Origin of the sequence: Roseateles sp. 22389 (genome assembly GCF_052044995.1) — a bacterium.
GTDB lineage: Bacteria > Pseudomonadota > Gammaproteobacteria > Burkholderiales > Burkholderiaceae_C > Roseateles.
Map to the genome: position 1 here is coordinate 62,716 of NZ_JBQEOF010000022.1, position 19,465 is coordinate 82,180.

Sequence of the window (19,465 nt, forward strand, 5' to 3'; positions counted from 1 at the left end):
AGGCGGGCTCCATCGTCGGGGGACTCACGCGAACTCCGCTTCGCCGGCGGCGCGCAGGACGCGGTTGCGGCCACGCGCCTTCGCGGCATACATCGCCGCGTCGGCCCGCGATAGCGCGCCGTGGCCATGGGTGTCGCCGGCGCGCATGGTGGCGACGCCGAAGCTCGCGCTGATCGGCCAGAGCTTGTCGCCCCAGGCCAGCGGGTGTTTCTGCAGCAGCTCGCGCAGGCGCTCCGCGACCAGCATCGCGCCGTCGAGCTCGGTGTCGGGCAGCAGCACGGCGAACTCCTCGCCGCCGAGCCGGCCGAAGCAGTCGGTGTCGCGCAGCGTCGCGCCCAGCACGGCGGCCAGGTGCTGCAGCGCGGCGTCGCCGCCGGCATGCCCCAGTTCGTCGTTGATGCGCTTGAAGTGGTCCACGTCCAGCACCATCACCGCGTTGGCGCAGCCGCGCTCGGTCAGCGCCTGCAGGCGCGCGAGATGGTCCTCGATCGCGCGCCGGTTCAGCAGGCCGGTCAAGGCGTCGCGCCGCGTCAGGTGACGCACGCGCGCGATCAGGCGCTGCATCACCAGCGCGATCAGGCCGGTGGCGATGGTCAGGTCGACGACCAGCCGCAGCATCGCCAGCGGCGCATTGGCGCCCAGCCCGGCGACGCCCAGTCCCGCCGGCGTCCAGCCCAGCAGCCCGCCCGCGCGCCAGAGGCAGCCGCCGGCCAGCACGAGGTAGGGCGTCACGACGATGGCGGTCAAGCCGGCGCGGAAACCGGCGCCGAGGGCGACGTCCCAGGCGGCCATCAGCGCGAGCACGCCGCCGGCGATGTTGGAGACGGCCCGCGCCGAGGACAGGTCCGGATCGCCCGCGGTGAGGGCGGTCGCCACCAGCCCCAGCGCCACGATCGCGAGGATGTCCGGGGCGCCGTAGCGCACCCGCATCAGCCCGCGCACGCCGGCGGCGAGCAGTCCCGCCGCGATCACGTCCAGCGGCAGCGCGACCAGGCGCTCCATCGCGGCCGGCAAGGCCGGCCACCAGGCCAGCGCGCACACGCCGTGATAGGCGGAGAGCCGACGCGCCGCGCGTGGCGCGATGCGCAGCACCTCGCCCAGCGCGAGCCAGACGATGCACGCGACGGTATCGATGACGGCGATCACCATCAGCAGCGTGGCGGCGTCGAGCGGCGGCATGCGGGTCATCTTCGCAGGGCGATGCGCGGCGCACCATCGCGCCGTCGTCACCGGCCCCGGCTTCCTCTCCCAGGGACGAAGCGCCCCACGGCGCCCCGCGTGGAACGGGGCAATCGGCGTGCGGGCCGCGCCCGATCAGGCTGACCGACGGGCGCTCAGCGGCCTTCCGTGGCGCTCAGCGGCGCTCGACCAGCACCGGCGTCAGCGACATCGCGGTGCGCACCCGGTCGGCGGCGGCGCGCGCGTCCTCGCGGCTCGCGAAGGGGCCGGCCTGCAGGCGGTGCAGGTTGCGGTCCTTGAAGATCGTCAGCATCGGCGCGATCTCCTCCATGCCGCGGGTGAACTGCTCGCGCAGCTGCTCCGCGCCTTCGAGCCGCGAGAAGGCGCCGAACTGCAGCCAGAAGCCCTGCGCCGCCGCGGCGATCTTGAGCGCGGGCACCGGCGCCTGCGGATCGGCCGCGGCAATGGCGCCGGCGGTGGCGACCGCCATGGCCTCGGCCTTGGACTGGCCGGACGGCGGCAGGTCGCTGCCGGGCGGCAGCGCGGTGATGGGGATCGGCGTCAGGCTGGCATCCGGCCTGGCGTCCGGATTGGCGGACGGCGTCGTGCCCGTTGCCGTGCCCGTCGCCGCGCCGGTCGACGTTCCCGGCTTGTCGGCGCGCGCCACCGCCGGAACCACCGGCACCGGCAGCGGCACCTGCGCCGGCACGGTCACCGGCGCGGCGGGCGGACGCAGCTGCGCGGTCGTCGTCGGATCGGGCGCGCCGCTGGGTGTCGCGGCGGCATAGACCGGCGTGTCGGGCGCGACCTTGGGATCGGGCGACAGCGTGTCGCGGTCGCGGGTCCAGGCGCCGGTGCGGATGTCCTCGTAGGTGATGCGCTCGATCTCGACCGGCGCCACGCCGTTCAGCACGCCCAGCTTGAGCGCGGCGGTGTAGCTCAGGTCGATGATCCGGCCCTTGTGGAACGGCCCGCGGTCATTGATGCGGACGATGACCTCCCGGCCATTCTTGGGATTGCGCACGCGCGCGTAGCTCGGGATCGGGATGGTCGCGTGGGCGGCGGTCATCGCGTACATGTTGTAGATCTCGCCGCTGGACGTCGGCCGGCCGTGGAACTTGCGGCCGTACCAGGACGCCAGGCCCTTCTGGACCAGCGGCTTGTCGTCGGCGATCGGCTCGTAGCGCTCGCCCAGCACCTCGTAGGGCTTGTTGGGGCCGCCCTTGCGGATGGATTCCAGCCGCGGCACCGCGTCGGGCACCTTCTGCAGGTCGGGCGGGACGACGGCGTCGGGGCCGTCGCGGTCGGGCCAGGAGGAGGACTTGGGGCCGCCCGGGGCGGGGCGGCTGGGGGTGGGACCGCGGCTGGCGCAGGCGGCCAGGATCAGGGCACACGTCAGGACGGCCAGGCGCTGGCCGGCGGGGCGGGCTTCAAACATGGCCGCAACCCTAGCAATGCCGCGTGGATTTGCCAAGGTTATGCTCCGCGCTCCCCTCCTTCCTTGCACGATCGTTGCGATCGTTACCTCCGCACGCCATGAGCACTTATGTCTTCCCCCCAGCGCCGCAGGCCGCCGTGGCCGTGCGCGGCAGCGATGCGCGCTATGCCGTGAGCCGCATCTTCTGCGTCGGTCGCAACTACGCGGCGCACGCCCGCGAGATGGGCAGCGATCCGGACCGCGAGCCGCCGTTCTACTTCACCAAGCCGGCCAGCGCGCTGGCGCCGTCGGGCGGCACCATCCCCTACGCGCCCGGCACGAAGAACCTGCATTACGAGATGGAACTGGTCGTGGCGATCGGCAAGCCGGTCTTCAAGGCCACGCCCGAGCAGGCCGCCGACGCGGTCTGGGGCTATGCCGCCGGCCTGGACATGACGCGCCGCGACCTGCAGAACGAGGCCAAGGCCATCGGCCGGCCCTGGGACCTGGGCAAGGGCTTCGAGCATTCGGCCGTCATCACGCCGCTGGTGCCGCGTTCGGAGCTGGGCGAGCTGTCCCAGGGCGCGATCACGCTGGCGGTGAACGGCGTCGAGAAGCAGCGCGGTGACCTGTCCGACATGATCTGGAGCATTCCGGAGCTGGTGGCCAACCTGTCGCAGTTCTATCACCTGGCGCCGGGCGACCTGATCTACACCGGCACGCCCGAAGGCGTCGGCCCGGTGAAGCCGGGCGACGTGATCACCGGCGTCATCGAGGGCTTCGGCGAGCTGTCGATCACCATCGGCGACGCCGAGTAATCCAGAGGCAGCCGGGACCGCGACGATGTTCGACCACAACGAGACCCTGGACGAGGCCCGCGCGCGCAACATCCGCGACGCGCTGTTCGAGGACATCGGCATCAGCGACTGGACCGCGCGGCTGGTGCCGGCGGGCCGGCGCGTGCAGGCCCATGTGCGGGTGCGCGAGGCGGCGGTGCTGTGCGGCCGCGACTGGTTCGAGGGCGTGTTCCTGGCGCTGGACGGCTCGTCGCGGATCGAGTGGCTGTACGACGAGGGCGCCGACATGGCGCCCGACACCCTCGTCTGTCGCATCGAGGCCGAGGGCCGCTCGCTGCTCTCGGCCGAGCGGCCGGCGCTGAACTTCCTGCAGCTGCTGTCGGGCACCGCGACGGCGACGCGCGCCCATGCCCGCGCCATCGAGGGCGCCAGTCCGAACCCGCGCGGCTGCGCGGTGCTGGACACGCGCAAGACCCTGCCCGGGCTGCGCCTGGCGCAGAAGTACGCGGTGCGCGTGGGCGGTGGCGCGAACCAGCGCCTGGCGCTGTACGACGGCATCCTGATCAAGGAAAACCACATCGCCGCGGCCGGCGGCGTGACGCAGGCGCTGCGGCAGGCGCAGGCGCTGGACGCCGGCGTGTCCATCCAGGTCGAGGTCGAGACCCTGGAGCAGCTGCGCGAGGCGCTGGCCGCCGGCGCGGTCAGCGTGCTGCTGGACAACTTCAGCGAGCCGATGATGCGCGAGGCGGTGGCCATCGCCGGCGGCCGGGCGCTGCTGGAGGTGTCGGGCGGCGTGGCCATCGACCAGCTGCGCTGGATCGCGGCCACCGGCGTCGACCGCATCTCGGTCGGGCGCCTCACCAAGGACGCCAAGGCGGTGGACTACTCGATGCGGGTCGACGGCTGAGGCGACGCACCGCGGCGGTGCCCGGCACACCAAGCTTGTGCACAAGTGCGGTGCACATGTGTCGTCCTGGCTTGCATACAAGACAGATGCGCCAGTGAGGCGTACACCAGCCAGCGCTGGCACGGAAGCTGCAATGCCCTGGGCATGGGCATCACCGCCACCGACATCAGCCAACGGATCATCGACGCCGTGCTCGCGCAGAAGCTGGCGCCGGGCACGCGGCTCGGCGAGCAGCCGCTGGCGCTGCTCTTCGACTGCAGCCGCACCATCGTCCGCGAGGCGCTGACGCGCCTGGCCGCGCGGGGCATCGTCACCGTCAGCGCGCGGCGCGGCTGGTACCTGATCGCGCCCTCGCGCGAGGAGGCCCGTGAAGCCTTCGAGGCGCGCCGGGTCATCGAGCTCGGCCTGCTGCGCGGCCGCCGCGCCCTCGACAAGCCGGCGCTGACGCGGCTGAAGAAACACCTGGCGCAGGAGAAGGCCGCGCTGCGCGGCGACGACGTCGGCGCGCGCAGCTTCCTGCTCGGCGACTTCCATGTCTGCCTGGCCGAGTGCCTGGGCAACAGCCTGCTCGCCGACACGCTGCGCGACTACACCGCGCGCACCACGCTGATCGCGATGCTCTACCAGTCGTCGCACGAGGCGGCGCAGTCCTGCCAGGAGCATGTCGCCATCGTCGCGGCGCTCGAGCGCGGCGACGCCGCGGGCGCCGAAGCGCTGATGGCCGCCCACCTGGCCAGCGTGCAGTCGGGCCTTCAACTCGACACGCAGACCGACGACCCGCTGCACCAGCTGCGGCAGGCGCTGACGCCGCTCGCGTCGCCGTCCGCCACCGCCGCGTCCGTCGCTCCCTCGACCTCCCGCCGCCCGCGCGCCGCGCGCCGCGACGGGTCCGACCCCGCCGATCCCGCCCCCGCCTACCTAGGAGCCTTGTTATGAGCCACGCCGTCCGTTCCTCCGTCCGCGCGCTGCCGCGCCGCCTGCTGCTGGCCGCGGGCCTGGGCCTGCTCGCGCTGGGCGCCCAGGCGCAGACCGCGCTGGACACGATCACCAAGGCCAAGACCATCAAGATCGCCATCCCGACCGACTACCCGCCCTACGGCTTCGTCGGTCCCGACATGAAGCCGCAGGGCCTGGACGTCGCGATGGCCGAGCTGATCGCCGCCAAGCTCGGCGTGAAGGTCGAGCTGGTGCCGGTGACCAGCGCCAACCGCATTCCCTATCTGCAGACGAAGAAGGCCGACCTGGTCATCTCCACGCTCGGCAAGAACCCGGAGCGCGAGAAGGTCATCGCCTTCAGCTCGGCCTACGCGCCCTTCTATCAGGCGGTCTTCGCGCCCAAGAGCCTGGCGATCAAGAGCTTCGCCGACCTCGCCGGCAAGAGCGTCGCGGTCACGCGCGGCGCGATGGAGGACCAGGAGCTGGCCAAGGTCGCGCCGCCGACGCTGGAGTTCAAGCGCTTCGAGGACAACAACGCGACCATCGCCGCATTCGCCGCCGGCCAGACGCAGGTGCTGGCCACCAGCGCCGCCGTCGCCGGCAACCTGATGCAGCGCCAGCCCGGCCTGAATGTCGAATACAAGCTGCTGCTCAAGGACAGCCCGTGCTTCATCGGCGTCGCCAAGGGCGAGGACGCGCTGCTGGCCAAGGTCAACGCGATCATCGCGGCGGCCAAGCAGGCGGGCGAGCTCGAGGCGCTGTCCAAGAAGTGGCTGGGCCGCGGCGCCGGCGAGCTGCCGCTCTGAGCGGACGCGGATCGCCACCGTGCCTGACGTGAGACCGACCGCGCCCTTCGCAGGTCCCAGCGGGAGCCGCCCATGATCGAGTTCGACTTCGGCGCCGTCCTTGCCGAATGGCCGCTGCTGCTGCGAGGCCTGGCGTGGACCGTGGGCCTGACCGTGATCGCGGTGCCGCTGGGTCTGGCGATCGCGACGCTGGGCGCCTGGACGCGCGCCTGCGGGCCGGCCTGGGCGCGGCGCCTGGTCGGCGTCTACGTCGAGCTGCTGCGGAACACGCCGTTCATCGTGCAGCTGTTCTTCGTGTTTTTCGGCCTGCCGTCGCTGGGCGTGAAGCTGTCGCCGACCAGCGCCTCGCTGATCGCGATGACGCTGAACCTGGGCGCCTACGGCACCGAGATCCTGCGCGCCGGCATCCAGGCCGCGCCCAAGGGCCAGTGGGAGGCGGCGCAGAGCCTGGCGCTCGGGCCGACGCAGGTCTTCACGCGCGTGATCCTGCCGCCGGCGTTCAAGCGGGTGTGGCCGGCGATGACGAGCCAGATCGTGATCGTGATGCTGGGCTCGGCGGTGTGCGGGCAGATCTCCACCGAGGAGCTCAGCTACGCCGCCAACCTGATCCAGAGCCGCAACTTCCGCGCGTTCGAGGCCTTCATCGTCGCGACGCTGATCTACCTGGCGCTGTCCGTGCTGGTGCGGCGCCTGCTGCTGTGGGCCGGGCCGCGCTGGTTCTTCGGCGGCGCGCCGGCACCGACACGCCCGCCGCTGTGGCGACGCCTGGCCGGCACCGGCACGGGGAGCCGTCCATGATCGAGTTCACCCTCTGGGACATCCTGCGCAACCTGGCGCTCGCGCTGCGCTGGACGGTGGCGCTGTCGCTGATCGCCTTCATCGGCGGTGGCCTGGTCGGCGGCACCCTGCTGTGCCTGCGCATCGGCCTGGGCCGCAAGACGCAGCGCCTGATCGGCGCCTACGTCGCGCTGTTCCAGGGCACGCCGCTGCTGATGCAGCTGTTCCTCGCCTACTTCGGGCTGGCGCTGCTGGGCATCGAGGTGTCGGCGTGGACGGCGGCGTCGCTGGCGCTGACGCTCTACACGAGCGCCTACCTGGTCGAGATCTGGCGCGGCTGCGTCGAGGCCGTGCCGCGCGGCCAGTGGGAGGCCGCGCGCAGCCTGGCCATGAGCTTCGGCGAGCAGCTGCGGCACGTGATCCTGCCGCAGGCCGCGCGCCTGGCAATCGCGCCGACGGTCGGGTTCCTGGTGCAGGTGATCAAGGGAACCGCGCTGGCCTCGGTGATCGGCTTCGTCGAGCTGACCAAGGCGGGCGGGATGATCGCCAACGCGAGCTTCAAGCCCTTCCTGGTCTTCGGCTGCGTGGCGCTGTTCTATTTCGCGCTGTGCTTCCCCGTGAGCCTGGCTGCCCAACATCTGGAGAGGAAGCAACATGGCCGTGCTGCCTGAGACCGTGAGCGCCGATACCGCCGACGTCGCGACCGCCGCTTCCGCGCCCGTGCCGGGCGTGCCCATCGTGCGCATCACCGCGCTGCGCAAGTCCTACGGGACCAACGAGGTGCTCAAGGGCATCGACCTGGACGTGATGCGCGGCGAGGTGATCGCGCTGATCGGCAAGAGCGGCTCGGGCAAGAGCACGCTGCTGCGTTGCATCAACGGCCTGGAGCAGTTCCAGGACGGCTCCCTGCGCGTGGCCGACAAGCCGCTGCTGCACGACAGCGCGATGGCGATGCGCGCGCTGCGGCAGCAGGTGGGCATGATCTTCCAGGGCTTCAACCTGTTCCCACACCTGAGCGTGGGGCGCAACGTGATGCTGGCGCCGACGCTGGTGAAGAAGCGCTCCGACCAGGACGCCGCCGAGCAGGCGCGGACGCTGCTGGCGCGGGTGGGGCTGGCGGAGAAGTTCGACGCGATGCCGGACCAGCTGTCCGGCGGTCAGCAGCAGCGCGTGGCGATCGCGCGGGCGCTGGCGATGGAGCCGCAGGTGCTGCTGTGCGATGAGATCACCTCGGCGCTGGACCCCGAACTGGTGGGCGAGGTGCTGCGGGTGGTGGAGTCGCTGGCCGAGGAGGGCATGACCCTGCTGATGGTCACGCACGAGATGAGCTTCGCGCGCAAGGTGGCGGACCGGGTGATCTTCATGCACCAGGGCCGCGTGCACGAGATCGGACCGCCGGCCGAGATCTTCGGCGCGCCGAGGACGCCGGAGCTGAGGCAGTTCCTGAAGTCGCTGGATGAGTGAGTCGCTCGGGAGGGGGCCGTCGAAAGGGGCGTGTCGCGGCGCCAACGGCTGGCCGGTGGCTTGATTTCGTGTCGTCGGGGCGTGCTTAGACTGCCCCGTCATGAGCCAACGTCACACCCTGATCGGAACCGGCCTCTACGACATCGAGCGCGCCGCTCAACTGGTGGGCGCCGACCTGCGCAGCGTGCGACGCTGGTTGAAGGGGTACTCGCGCAAGACGAAGCGCGGCATCACGACGTCGCCGCCGCTCTGGCAGCTGCAGTACTGGGACGACGAGCGGATCGGCAGCGACTATCTGCTGGGCTTCAAGGACCTGATGGAGCTGCGCGTGGTCACGCGGTTCATCGAGCAAGGGGTTCCGCTGCAAACGGTCCGGGCGACGATCGATATCGCCCGGGAGGTGATCGGACCCTATCCGCTGCAGTCCAAGCGCTTCCTCAGCGATGGCAGGCGCATCTTCATGGACGCCGTCGAGGGGTCCGGCCAGCGCGGCAAGCTGCTGGACGTGCGGGGGCGCCAATTCGTGTTCGGCAGCGTGATTCGTCCATCGCTGTTTGACGATGTCGAGTTCGATGCGCTGGGCCACTCGGTGCGATGGTTCCCCGTGCCGAAGAAGCGATTGATTGTGGTCGATCCGGCGCGCCAGTTCGGCCAGTCCGTGCTGCTGTCCTCCAACGTGACGACGACGACCCTGCATGACTCGTTCGTCGCGGAGAAAGGCGATCGTGAGTTCGTCGCCGGGATCTGGCAGGTGACCGAGGAAGAGGTCATGGCGGCCGTCCGCTTCGAGAAGAGGATGCAGGCATGAAGTTCATGTTCGACAACAACCTGTCGATCCATCTGGCGGCCGCGGTCAACGCGCTCTGTCGGCAGGAACGCGCGGTGGATCGCGTCCTCCACATCAAGGACCTCTTCCCCGGGAACACCGACGACATCGTCTGGCTGCACGGTCTCAAGGAACACGGGTCGCATTGGATCGTGGTGACGCACGACAAGCTGAAGAAGCGTGCAGGTGCCGAACGCGAGGCGTTTCGGCAGAACCAACTCGTCGGCTATGTCCTCGATCCGCAGTGGAACCATCAAGGCTTCTGGCCGATCGCGGAACGCCTGGTCGAATGGTGGCCGATCATCCTGGAGCACGTGAAGACGGCTCGCACCGGCGTCTACCGCGTGCCTTGGAAGACGGGCACCGCGCGCCGGCTGACTTCCTTCTAGGTTTGCGCCACTGGCTAGACTCGTTGGCCAGTCGACCATCGCAGATCGTCACCAGGAGCCTCGCCATGCCCGACCGCCGCTCGATCCTTCGATCCCCCTTGGCATTGACCGCCGGCATGCTGGCGGTTTCGTTCATGGCGCCGTTGCAGGCGCAGGCGGTGGCGCCGAGTGGCGCGTCCGCGGTGCGCGAGGCCGAGATCGCCTTCGCCGCGACCATGGCCAAACGCGACTTCAAGGCATTCGCCGAATTCGTCGCGGAGGACGCGATCTTCATCAACGGCAGCAAGCCGCTGCGCGGCCGGGCAGCCGTGCTCGCGGAATGGAAGCGCTTCTTCGAAGGCGCCGAGGCGCCGTTCTCATGGGCGCCCGATCTTGTCGAGGCACTGCCGGACGGCAAGCTCGCCTATTCGACCAGACCGGTGCATGCGAAGGGCAAGCTGGTCGCGCGCTTCGCGTCGACCTGGCGACTCGATCCCGATGGCCGCTGGCGCGTCGTCTTCGACAACGGCAGCGACGTCTGCGACTGCAAGCGCTGAGCGTCAGCGGGGCTCGCTCACGCGAACCAGTCCTCGTCCGGCAGCTGCTCGAAGACGCGCTTGAGGCCGCCGCCCCAGCCCTGGCTCACCTTCATGAAGTAGGGATCCTCCCGCGTGATGCGGTGGGGCTGCGCCGGCGCGAAGCTGTCGGTCTTGTAGAGCAGCATGTCGATGGGCAGGCCCACCGACAGGTTGCTGCGGATCGTCGAGTCGAACGAGATCAGCGCGCACTTGGTGGCCTCGGCCAGCGAGCTGTCGAAATCGATCACGCGGTCGATGATGGGCTTGCCGTACTTGGATTCGCCGATCTGCAGGTAGGGCGTGTCTTCCGTGGCCTCGATGAAGTTGCCCTGCGGATAGACATGGAAAATCCGCGGCACCTCGCCCCGGATCTGGCCGCCGACGATGAAGTTGGCGCCGAAGTCCACGCCCTGGTTGAGCTGGCCGGGACCATCGCTGTCGCGCGCGACCACTTCCTTGAGGGTCTTGCCCACCAGCTCCGCGACGTCGTACATCGAGGTCAGGTTCATCAGGTGCGCGCCCTGGCCGACCGCGCGCTGGCGCAGCAAACTCACCACGCTCTGCGTCGTCGCCAGGTTGCCGGCGTTGAGCAGCGTGATCAGGCGTTCGCCAGGCTGCTCGAACACATTCATCTTGCGGAAGGTCGCGATGTGATCCACGCCCGCGTTGGTGCGGGAATCCGACGCGAACAGCAGGCCGGCACGCAGCCGCATGGCAACACAGTAAGTCATGGGGCGCGAGCGTAGCCGATCAATTCGCGCTTGTGGGCGAGGCGCCCTTCGTCATTGCTGATCGGCCGTGCCGGGCTTCACGAGCACTTCGGCCCGCATGGTTTCGAGCCCGCCGCCTGTTCGTACGCCGCGCACGGGACAGGCGTCCAGATAGTCGGCGCCGATCGCCAGCTTCACGTAGCGACCATCGGCCAGGCACTGGTTGCTGATGTCGTAACCCAGCCAGCCGCCCGCCATGCCGTGCGATGCGTCACGACCGTCCGTCGCCGTCGTCGCTGTCGGCGTGGCGTCGGGCAGGCGCACCTCGGCCCAGGCATGGCTGGCCACATGTTCGAAGTCGGTGGCCAGGTAGCCCGACACATATCGCGCCGGCAGCCCCAGCAGCCGCGCGCAGCAGACGAAGACCTGCGCGTGGTCCTGGCAGACGCCGTGACCGGTGGCGAAGGCCTGCGCCGCCGGCGTGGCCGCGTCGGTGTAGCCCCGCACGTAGGGCATGCGCTCGCCCAGCGCCGCCATCAGCGCCAGCAGCGCGCCGTGGGCATCGGCGGTCGCGGCGTCGGCGAAGCTCGCGGCGAACTGCCGCAGCGGCTCGTCCGCGCGCGTCAGTGGGCTGTCGCGCAGGAACAGCGGCGCGGGCAGTTCATCCTCGGGATCGGGCGTGGGGGGCGCATCGCTGGTGTCGACCTCGCCGACCGCGCGCAGGACGATGTCGCGCCGCGGACCGTCCAGGCTCAGCACATGCATGGTGTTGCCGAACGCGTCCTTGCAGGCGCTCGCCGGTGCCGGCAGTTCCAGATGCCAGTGCAGCACGCGCAGGCCACGGCCCGCGCGCGGCGTGAGGCGCAGATACTGCGTGCTGCGCGCCACCGGCGCGTCGTAGTCGTAGACCGTCTCGTGCGAGATGTGCAGGTGCATGGCCTTGTCTCCGGGTGGCGTCCGCCGCGTCGGAACGACGCGGTCGGCGCCGAGGTCATTGCGCTTCGAAGTAGGCCTGCTGGATGTCCAGGCTCAGGCGCGCCGAGTCTTCCAGGAAGCCCGTCAGCCACGGATGCAGGCCCTGCTCGAGGATCTCGTCCACCGCACCGTACTCCAGCCGTAGCGCGAGCCGGCTGGCGCTCTGCTTGGCGGTGCGGCCGGCGTCCTCGGCGCCGCCGCGGGCCTCGATCTGCGGCAGGATGGACCGGATCTCGTCGCAGCAGGCGCGCAGCGAGCGCGGCACGTCCGGGCGCAGGATCAGCAGCTCCGTCACGCGGCGGCCGTTGAGGCTGTCGCGGTAGGCGGCGTGATACGCCTCGAAGGCCGAGAGCGAGCGCAGCAGCGCGTTCCAGGCGTAGAAGTCGGGCGCGCTCTCGCTGGGCGCGTCGACCGGCGCCAGCGTGTCCACCGCCGGCGCGATCAGCTGGGACTTCACGTCCAGCAAGCGCGCGGTGTTGTCGGCGCGCTCGACGAAGGTGCCGAGCCGGATGAAGCAGTAGGCGTCGTTGCGCTGCAGCGTGCCGTAGGTGGCGCCGCGGAAGAGGTGAGAGCGTTCCTTCACCCAGTCGAAGAAGGACGACGGCTCGGCGAAGCCCTTGCGCGCGAGTCCTCGCGCCTCCAGCCAACTGGTGTTGATGGCTTCCCACATCTCGGCGGTGATCTGGCCGCGCACCGCATGCGCGTTCTCCCGCGCCTGACGGATGCAGGACAGCACCGAGGCCGGGTTGTCCAGGTCCAGCCCCATGAAGCGGAACAGCTGCTCGGCGCTCAGGCCGGGATGACGCGCCTGGTAGGCCTCGAGCGTGCCGGTCACCGCGAGCGGCGCGGCCAGCTCCGTCGCGGCGCCGCGCGACTGCGGCAGCAGCGACAGCGAATGCGTCACGTCGAGCATCCGCACGAGGTTCTCGGCGCGCTCCAGGTAGCGGCTCATCCAGTAGAGCTGGGCGGCGGTGCGGCTCAGCATGTCGAGCCTCCCGCCGGGCCGCGCTCCAGGGATGCTGGCGCCGCGTCGACGGCCAGCGAAGGAAGTGGGCGTGCGCGCATCATGTTCTCTCCAGGATCCAGGTGTCTTTCGTCCCGCCGCCCTGCGACGAATTGACGACCAGCGAGCCGGCCTTCAGCGCGACGCGCGTCAGGCCGCCGGCCACCATGTTGACCTCGCGGCCCGAGAGCACGAAGGGCCGCAGGTCGATGTGGCGGGGCGCGATGCCGCGCTCGACGAAGGTCGGGCAGCTCGACAGGCACAGCGTCGGCTGCGCGATGTAGTTGGCCGGGTTGGCCTTGACCCGCTCCTTGAAGTCGGCGACCTCGGCCGCCGTCGACGCCGGCCCGACCAGCATCCCGTAGCCGCCGGCGCCGTGGACCTCCTTCACCACCAGGTCCGCCATGTGGTTCAGCACATGGTCGAGGTCCTCGGGCTTGCGGCATTGCCAGGTCGGCACGTTGTGCAGGATGGGCTCCTCGCCGAGGTAGAACCGGATCATGTCCGGCACGTAGGGGTAGATGGACTTGTCGTCCGCGACGCCGGTCCCGATCGCATTGGCCAGCACCACGTGCCCCTGCTTGTAGACCGACAGCAGCCCCGGCACGCCCAGCATCGAATCCGCGCGGAAGGCCAGCGGGTCGAGGAACGCGTCGTCGATGCGGCGATAGATCACGTCCACACGCTTGGGGCCGACGGTGGTGCGCATGAACACGAAGCCGTCCTTGACGAACAGGTCCTGGCCCTCGACCAGCTCGACGCCCATCTGCTGCGCGAGGAAGGCATGCTCGAAGTAGGCCGAGTTGAACGGTCCCGGCGTCAGCACGACGACGGTCGGGTTGTCCGCCGGGCTGGCCTGGCGCAGCGTGTTGAGCAGCAGCGCCGGATAGTGCGCGACCGGCGCGATCGCGTACTTGGCGAACAGCTCGGGGAAGAGCCGCATCATCATCTTGCGGTTCTCCAGCATGTAGCTGACGCCGGAGGGGACGCGCAGGTTGTCCTCGAGCACGTAATAACCGCCGTCGGCATGCCGGATCAGGTCGACGCCGGTGATGTGGGCGTAGACGCCCAGCGGCAGGTCCAGCCCCTGCATCGCCGGCTGATACTGCGCATTCGCGAAGACCTGCTCGGCCGGGATCAGGCCGGCCTTCACGATCTCATGCTCGTGATAGATGTCCCACAGGAAGCGGTTGAGCGCGGTGACGCGCTGGCGCAGGCCGCGTTCGAGCATCCGCCACTCGTCGGCCGGGACGATCCGGGGGACGGTGTCGAAGGGGATGAGGCGCTCCGCGCCAGCCTCGTCGCCGTAGACGGCGAAGGTGATGCCCACCTTGTGGAACAGCAGATCGGCCTCGGCCCGCTTCTTCGCGAGCGCCTCCGGCGTCTGTGCGTGCAGCCAGTCCGCGAAGGCCTGGTAGCTGGGCCGGATCGCGCCGCTTTGCAGCAGCATCTCGTCGTAATGGCCGGCGGCCGGCAAAGTCAGCGCATGCATGGGGTCTCCAGGGACGGACCGCCTCCGGGCGGCGGCCCGGCGGGGCAGGTTGCAAGGCCCGTGCCCAGCCCGACGCCCTGGTGGGGCCGGCACGGGCCCGAGCTTGACCGGTTTTGGTGCGCCTGCAAAGCCTGCCCCGTGACGGTGCCTCGGCAGGTTCCGTCATCGCCCACCGCTGGTGCAGTGGCACTATCCCGCGTTGCGGCCGGTCGCCGCTCTCGATACAACTCCGTGATGCACGATCACTCCCAGGCGCTCCCGCCTCCTCCCACGCCCGGACGACCGGGCGGCTCCGCCGCCGCCGGCGGCCAGGACGGTTTCATTCCGCCGCGCGGCTCGCGGGCCTCGCTCGGCCGCTGGCTCACCGCGATGGTGCTGGCCGCGGTGGCGACGGCGCTGCTGATCACCGCGCTGCTGATCGAGAACTTCGCCCGCGCCCACGCCGAGCGGCGCGCGGTGGAGTCGCTGCGGCAGGTGGCCGTGGACTTCCGCGACGCGCTCGACCGCGGCATGGCGCAGCAGTTCAAGGAAGTGCGGGTGCTGGCGCAGCTGGAGCCCTTCCGCCGCTTCGACGAGCCCGAGGGGATGCGTCGCGCGCTGGATCAGGTCCAGGTCGGCTTCGACCACTTCGCGTGGCTGGGCGTGACCGACGCGCAGGGCAAGGTGCTGGCGGCCGCTGGCGGCCTGCTGGACGGGGTGGACGTCTCCAAGCGACCGTGGTGGCAGGGCGCGCGGGGCGGCCAGCCCTTCGTCGGCGACGTGCATGCGGCGCTGCTGCTGGAAAAACTGCTGCCGCGCCAGAACGAGCCCTGGCGCTTCGTCGACTTCGCGGTGCCGCTGCTGGATGGGCGCGGGCAGTTGCAGGGCGTGTTCGGCGTCCACCTGAGCTGGGGCTGGGCGCGCCAGATCAAGAGCGAACTGATCGACGCGACCATGGCCTCCCACCAGGCCGACGCGCTGGTGCTGGGCAAGGACGGGGTGGTGATCCTGGGACCCTCGGACCAGGAGGGCAAGAAGCTGCCGATCGGCGTGGAGAGCGGACAGGGGCTGCGCCACCATGAGGCCGGCGGTGTCGAATACTTCGCGGTCGGCGTGCCCAGCCAGGGCTACGGGCCTTATCCGGGACTGGGCTGGACGGTGCTGGTGCGCCAGCCGGTGGCCGTGGCGCTGGCCGACTACTACGGCCTGCGACGCCAGATCGCGCTGAGCGCGATCCTGATGCTGGCGCTGGCGGTGCCGCTGAGCTGGTGGCTGGCCCGGCGCATCAGCCGGCCGCTGCGCGAGCTGGCCGCCGCGATCGCGCAGCGCCGTCATCTCAGCGAGGAGAATCTGCCCGCCGTCGGCGGCTACCGCGAGGCGGCGGTGCTGTCGCAGGCGCTGAACGACCTGGCGCACCGCCAGGCCGACCAGGACCGCTCGCTGGCCGAGCTGAACGCCTCGCTGGAGCTGCGGGTGCAGGCGCGCACGCTGGAGCTGCACGACGCGCTGCTGCGCCAGGAATCCATCGAGCGCCGGCTGCGCACCATCGCCGACAACCTGCCGGTGCTGATCTCCTACATCGACGCGGAGCACCGGATCCGGTTCCTCAACGCGACCTTCCGCGCCTGGATGGGCATGGCGCCGGAGGAGGCCCTGGACCGGCCGCTGGCCGACGTCATCGGGCCGGTGCTGCACGAGCAGCGGCTGCCCTTCCTGAAGGCGGCGCTGGCCGGTGCGCGGCAGCGCTTCGAGACGCGCTCCGAAGCCAACGGCGTGGTGCGGGACCTGCTGGCCGAATACGTGCCCGACGTGCAGCCCGATGGCCGCGTGGCCGGCGTCTACACGCTGGCCACCGACATCACCGCGTTCAAGCAGGTCGAGCGGGAGCTGGACCAGCTCAGCCGCGTCGATCCGCTGACGGGGCTGCCGAACCGGCGCCAGTTCGAGTCCCGCCTGTCGGAATCGCTGGCGCGCAACCGCCGCAGCGGCCGGACGCTGGCGCTGATGTTCCTGGACCTGGACCACTTCAAGCAGGTGAACGATTCGCTGGGGCATGCGGCCGGCGACGCGGTGCTGCGGGCCTTCGCCGACCGGGTGCGCGGCGCGATCCGCGAGACCGACCAGCTCTGCCGCCTGGCCGGCGACGAGTTCGTGCTGATCCTCGAGAACCTGAACGCGCCGGACGAAGCCACCGGTGTCGCGCGCAAGGTGCTGGACGCGGTGAAGGCGCCGCTGACGCTGCAGGGGCAGCAGCTGCAGCTGTCCACCAGCATCGGCATCGCCTGCCACGACGGCGGCCAGGAAGGCGAAGTGGCGCTGCTCGGCCGCGCCGACGATGCGCTCTATGCGGCGAAGGCGGCCGGCCGCGGCTGCTGGCGGCTGGCCGACTGAGCGCGCCGGCATCAGGTTTAATGCGCCGCATGGTGGCCCGCCCGACTCCTCCTCCCGTGAAGCCCAAGCCAAGCCTCAAACTCCGCATGCGCGTGACCGTCGGCGACATCATCGCCATCGGGCCCGGAAAAATCGCCTTGCTCCAGGCGCTCGACGAAACCGGCTCCATCACGGCAGCCGCCAAGTCGCTGGACATGTCCTACCGACGCGCCTGGCTGCTGATCGATGAACTCAACCGCGCACTGAAGACGCCCGCCGTCGCCACCGCAGCCGGTGGCGCCAAAGGCGGTGGCAGCGCGCTGACCGACTCGGGACGCGCGCTGATCACGCTCTATCGACAGATCGAGGACACCGCACTTCAAGCTGCCAAGCCGGAAATCCGGCAGTTGATGAAACTGCTGGCGACTTGAGGCACGGCCACGGCGCGGCGTGAGGCGACTAGGCTCAGACCGAGCGGACGCCGGCAGCGCCGGTGCCCCTCCTCGCTCAAGCGCCTCCGCACGCTCGGCAATCGCTCGGAGGGGCACCGGCGCCGCCAGCGTCGACACACCGAGCACTTCAGCGAGGCGCAGTGCGGTGGGGGAGTACTTCAACGAGGCGCAGTGCGGGGGAGGGGGCGGTCGGCGAAGGGGTGCGCAATATCCTGGGATATATTGCGGGGCTTCGTTTCGTCGACGGCTCCTACGAGGAATCGCCATGCGCTCGACCTCCCTTTCGATCACCCGACGCGTCGCCGCGCTGGCCCTCGCGCTGATGGCCGCGGGCCTGGCGCAGGCGGCCGAGATCACCGTCTCCGCAGCCGCCAGCCTGACCAACGCGTTCAGGGAACTGGCACCAGCCTTCGAGGCCGCGCATCCGGGCACGAAGCTCCAGTTCAACTTCGCCGCATCGGACGCACTCCTCGCCCAGATCGCCAAGGGCGCGCCAGTCGACGTCTTCGCCTCCGCCGACCAGGAGACGATGGACAAGGCCCAGCAACAGAAGCTGCTGGTCGAAGGCACGCGGCGCAACTTCGTCAGCAACGCACTCGTGGTGATCACGCCCGCCGAAGGCGGCGCGACGTTGAAGACCCTGTCCGACCTGCAGCAGCCCGTCGTGAAGCGCGTCGCGATCGGGCGGCCCGAGGGCGTGCCCGCCGGCCGCTACGCCAAGGCCGCCCTCGAGCAGGCCGGGCTGTGGTCGGCCATCGAGCCCAAGGCGGTCTTCGCGCAGAACGTGCGGCAGGCGCTGGACTACGTGTCGCGCGGCGAAACCGAGGCCGGCTTCGTCTACATGACCGACGCGCTGGTGTTCAAGGACAAGGTGCGCATCCTGTTCAGCGTGCCGACGCCGGCGCCCATCTCCTACCCCATCGCCGTGACGACCGGCGGCGCGAATGCCGAAGGCGGCAAGCGCTTCCTGGACTTCGTCACCTCGGCGGCCGGCCAAGCGGTGCTCGCCCGGCACGGCTTCCGGAAGCCCTGATCGCCAGGGAGCGCAGCGCACGTGGAACCCGCCTGGATCGCGCTCGCGCTGTCGCTGAAGGTCGCTGGCTGGGCGACGGCGCTCAACCTGCTGCTGGGCGTGGCGGCCGGCTTTGCGCTGGCGCGCTTCCGCTTCCCCGGACGGGAACTGCTGGACGCGGTGCTGACGCTGCCGATGGTGCTGCCGCCGACGGTGCTGGGCTACTACCTGTTGGTGATCATCGGCAAGCGCGGCTGGCTGGGCGCCTGGCTGTGGGAGAGCTTCGGCATCAACCTGATCTTCACCTGGCAGGGCGCGGTGATCGCGGCGACGATCGTGGCGTTCCCGCTGGTGATGAAGTCGGCCCGCGCGGCCTTCGAGGGCGTGGATCCGCAGCTCGAGCGCGCGGCCCGCGTGCTCGGCCTGGGCGAGTGGGCGTTGTTCTTCCGCGTGACGCTGCCGATGGCCTGGCGCGGCGTGCTCGCCGGCGTGCTGCTGGCCTTCGCCCGCGCGCTGGGCGAGTTCGGCGCGACGCTGATGGTCGCGGGCAGCATCCCGGGCAAGACGCAGACGCTGTCCGTGGCGGTGTATGAGGCGGTGCAGGCCGGGCAGGACGACACCGCCAACCTGCTGGTGCTGATCGTGTCGCTGACCTGCGTCGCGGTGCTGCTGGTGGCGGGCCGGCTGGCGGGTCCAAGGAGCGGCGCATGAGTTTCGAGCTGCGCATCCGCAAGCGCGTGGAGGGCGGCGGCCGCCGCTTCGAGCTCGATGTCGCCTTCACCACCGACGCTCGCCGCACGGTGATCCACGGGCCGTCGGGCGCTGGCAAGAGCCTGACGCTGCTGGCGATCGCCGGGCTGCTCAAGCCGGACGAGGGGTCGATCCGCGTCGACGGCCAACCGGTCTTCGACAGCGCGTCGGGCATCGACGTGCCCGCCCGCGAGCGCCGCCTCGGTTTCCTTTTCCAGGACTACGCGCTGTTCCCGCAGCTGACCGTGCGGCAGAACATCGCGTTCGCGCTCAAGCGGGGCTGGCTGAATCCGTCGCGCCGTGAGGGCGGCGAGGCGGTGGACCGCTGGATCCAGGCCTTCGAGCTGGAACGCGTCGCGCAGCAGCGGCCGCACCAGCTGTCCGGCGGTCAGCGGCAGCGCACCGCGCTGGCCCGAGCGCTGGTCAACGAGCCGCGCGCGCTGCTGCTGGACGAGCCGTTCTCGGCGCTCGATCCGGAGCTGCGCGGCCGGATGCGTGCGGAGCTGGACACGCTGCTGGCGCGCATCGGCATGCCGATGCTGATGATCACGCACGATCCGGAGGACGTGGCCCGCTTCGGCGACCGGCGCGTGATGCTGCGCGAAGGCGTCGTCCAGGTGCTGGCGACGTCCGGGGACGGATCGGAGCGCTCCTGACACCGATGGTC

General features: G+C 70.5%; 21 protein-coding genes. 15 read left to right on the forward strand and 6 right to left on the reverse strand.

Annotated features, from left to right (window positions below):
* Positions 1–24: 24 nt before the first annotated feature.
* Entirely contained in the window at positions 25–1,179 is a 1,155-nt protein-coding gene (locus tag ACTJKJ_RS23345) for a GGDEF domain-containing protein (protein WP_091729223.1), read from the reverse strand.
* A 175-nt stretch (positions 1,180–1,354) separates the two neighbouring features.
* Entirely contained in the window at positions 1,355–2,617 is a 1,263-nt protein-coding gene (locus ACTJKJ_RS23350) for a septal ring lytic transglycosylase RlpA family protein (RefSeq protein ID WP_440822387.1), read from the reverse strand.
* Between the two features lie 98 nt (positions 2,618–2,715).
* Between ACTJKJ_RS23350 and ACTJKJ_RS23355 the strand changes: the two genes are divergently transcribed.
* From ACTJKJ_RS23355 to ACTJKJ_RS23400, 10 genes are all read left to right on the forward strand, one after another.
* The gene (locus tag ACTJKJ_RS23355; protein WP_091729217.1) at positions 2,716–3,414 is read left to right on the forward strand and encodes a fumarylacetoacetate hydrolase family protein; all 699 of its coding nucleotides are present in this window, start codon (positions 2,716–2,718) and stop codon (positions 3,412–3,414) included.
* A 25-nt stretch (positions 3,415–3,439) separates the two neighbouring features.
* Positions 3,440–4,300, forward strand: coding sequence for a carboxylating nicotinate-nucleotide diphosphorylase (nadC, locus tag ACTJKJ_RS23360; protein WP_440822389.1), 861 nt, complete (start codon positions 3,440–3,442; stop codon positions 4,298–4,300).
* A 144-nt stretch (positions 4,301–4,444) separates the two neighbouring features.
* Positions 4,445–5,236, forward strand: coding sequence for a GntR family transcriptional regulator (locus tag ACTJKJ_RS23365; protein ID WP_440822391.1), 792 nt, complete (start codon positions 4,445–4,447; stop codon positions 5,234–5,236).
* Positions 5,233–6,042 (forward strand): transporter substrate-binding domain-containing protein, encoded by an 810-nt coding sequence (locus tag ACTJKJ_RS23370; protein WP_440822393.1) that lies wholly within the window; start codon positions 5,233–5,235, stop codon positions 6,040–6,042. Before ACTJKJ_RS23365 ends, ACTJKJ_RS23370 begins: the two co-directional genes overlap by 4 nt.
* A 72-nt stretch (positions 6,043–6,114) precedes the next feature.
* Positions 6,115–6,840, forward strand: coding sequence for an amino acid ABC transporter permease (locus tag ACTJKJ_RS23375; RefSeq protein ID WP_183483477.1), 726 nt, complete (start codon positions 6,115–6,117; stop codon positions 6,838–6,840).
* On the forward strand, positions 6,837–7,490 hold the full coding sequence (locus ACTJKJ_RS23380) for an amino acid ABC transporter permease (protein ID WP_091729197.1): 654 nt from the start codon (positions 6,837–6,839) through the stop codon (positions 7,488–7,490). Before ACTJKJ_RS23375 ends, ACTJKJ_RS23380 begins: the two co-directional genes overlap by 4 nt.
* A complete protein-coding gene (locus ACTJKJ_RS23385) occupies positions 7,474–8,283 on the forward strand; it encodes an amino acid ABC transporter ATP-binding protein (protein ID WP_440822395.1) in 810 nt (269 codons plus the stop codon). The genes ACTJKJ_RS23380 and ACTJKJ_RS23385 overlap by 17 nt, the downstream gene beginning before the upstream one ends.
* 100 nt (positions 8,284–8,383) lie before the next feature.
* Positions 8,384–9,091 carry a DUF433 domain-containing protein gene (locus ACTJKJ_RS23390; protein WP_297379682.1) on the forward strand — a complete coding sequence of 236 codons (708 nt, stop codon included), beginning with the start codon at positions 8,384–8,386 and terminating at the stop codon, positions 9,089–9,091.
* Positions 9,088–9,498 carry a hypothetical protein gene (locus tag ACTJKJ_RS23395; RefSeq protein WP_297379685.1) on the forward strand — a complete coding sequence of 137 codons (411 nt, stop codon included), beginning with the start codon at positions 9,088–9,090 and terminating at the stop codon, positions 9,496–9,498. The genes ACTJKJ_RS23390 and ACTJKJ_RS23395 overlap by 4 nt, the downstream gene beginning before the upstream one ends.
* 65 nt (positions 9,499–9,563) lie before the next feature.
* The gene (locus tag ACTJKJ_RS23400) at positions 9,564–10,034 is read left to right on the forward strand and encodes a YybH family protein (protein WP_440822398.1); all 471 of its coding nucleotides are present in this window, start codon (positions 9,564–9,566) and stop codon (positions 10,032–10,034) included.
* A 17-nt stretch (positions 10,035–10,051) separates the two neighbouring features.
* On the opposite strand, the gene ACTJKJ_RS23405 is transcribed toward ACTJKJ_RS23400, so the two are convergent.
* The 4 genes from ACTJKJ_RS23405 to ACTJKJ_RS23420 all read right to left on the reverse strand — a co-directional run bounded on the left by ACTJKJ_RS23405 (position 10,052) and on the right by ACTJKJ_RS23420 (position 14,193).
* The gene (locus ACTJKJ_RS23405; RefSeq protein ID WP_297379691.1) at positions 10,052–10,786 is read right to left on the reverse strand and encodes a proteasome-type protease; all 735 of its coding nucleotides are present in this window, start codon (positions 10,784–10,786) and stop codon (positions 10,052–10,054) included.
* A 51-nt stretch (positions 10,787–10,837) separates the two neighbouring features.
* Positions 10,838–11,701, reverse strand: coding sequence for a transglutaminase family protein (locus ACTJKJ_RS23410; protein WP_440822400.1), 864 nt, complete (start codon positions 11,699–11,701; stop codon positions 10,838–10,840).
* 55 nt (positions 11,702–11,756) lie between these two features.
* Entirely contained in the window at positions 11,757–12,725 is a 969-nt protein-coding gene (locus ACTJKJ_RS23415) for an alpha-E domain-containing protein (RefSeq protein ID WP_183493209.1), read from the reverse strand.
* Positions 12,726–12,804: 79 nt separating this feature from the next.
* Positions 12,805–14,193, reverse strand: a complete 1,389-nt coding sequence (locus ACTJKJ_RS23420; protein WP_440822440.1) for a circularly permuted type 2 ATP-grasp protein — start codon at positions 14,191–14,193, stop codon at positions 12,805–12,807.
* A gap of 276 nt (positions 14,194–14,469) precedes the next feature.
* On the opposite strand from ACTJKJ_RS23420, the gene ACTJKJ_RS23425 reads away from it, so the two are divergent.
* From ACTJKJ_RS23425 to ACTJKJ_RS23445, 5 genes are all read left to right on the forward strand, one after another.
* Complete coding sequence (locus ACTJKJ_RS23425; protein ID WP_440822403.1) at positions 14,470–16,605, forward strand: diguanylate cyclase domain-containing protein; 2,136 nt, start codon at positions 14,470–14,472, stop codon at positions 16,603–16,605.
* A gap of 86 nt (positions 16,606–16,691) precedes the next feature.
* Positions 16,692–17,015, forward strand: coding sequence for a winged helix-turn-helix domain-containing protein (locus ACTJKJ_RS23430; protein ID WP_091729174.1), 324 nt, complete (start codon positions 16,692–16,694; stop codon positions 17,013–17,015).
* A 286-nt stretch (positions 17,016–17,301) separates the two neighbouring features.
* The gene (gene modA, locus ACTJKJ_RS23435) at positions 17,302–18,069 is read left to right on the forward strand and encodes a molybdate ABC transporter substrate-binding protein (protein WP_440822405.1); all 768 of its coding nucleotides are present in this window, start codon (positions 17,302–17,304) and stop codon (positions 18,067–18,069) included.
* 21 nt (positions 18,070–18,090) lie between these two features.
* On the forward strand, positions 18,091–18,759 hold the full coding sequence (gene modB, locus ACTJKJ_RS23440; RefSeq protein ID WP_440822407.1) for a molybdate ABC transporter permease subunit: 669 nt from the start codon (positions 18,091–18,093) through the stop codon (positions 18,757–18,759).
* Positions 18,756–19,454, forward strand: a complete 699-nt coding sequence (locus tag ACTJKJ_RS23445) for a sulfate/molybdate ABC transporter ATP-binding protein (protein WP_440822409.1) — start codon at positions 18,756–18,758, stop codon at positions 19,452–19,454. Before modB ends, ACTJKJ_RS23445 begins: the two co-directional genes overlap by 4 nt.
* Positions 19,455–19,465 lie beyond the last annotated feature (11 nt).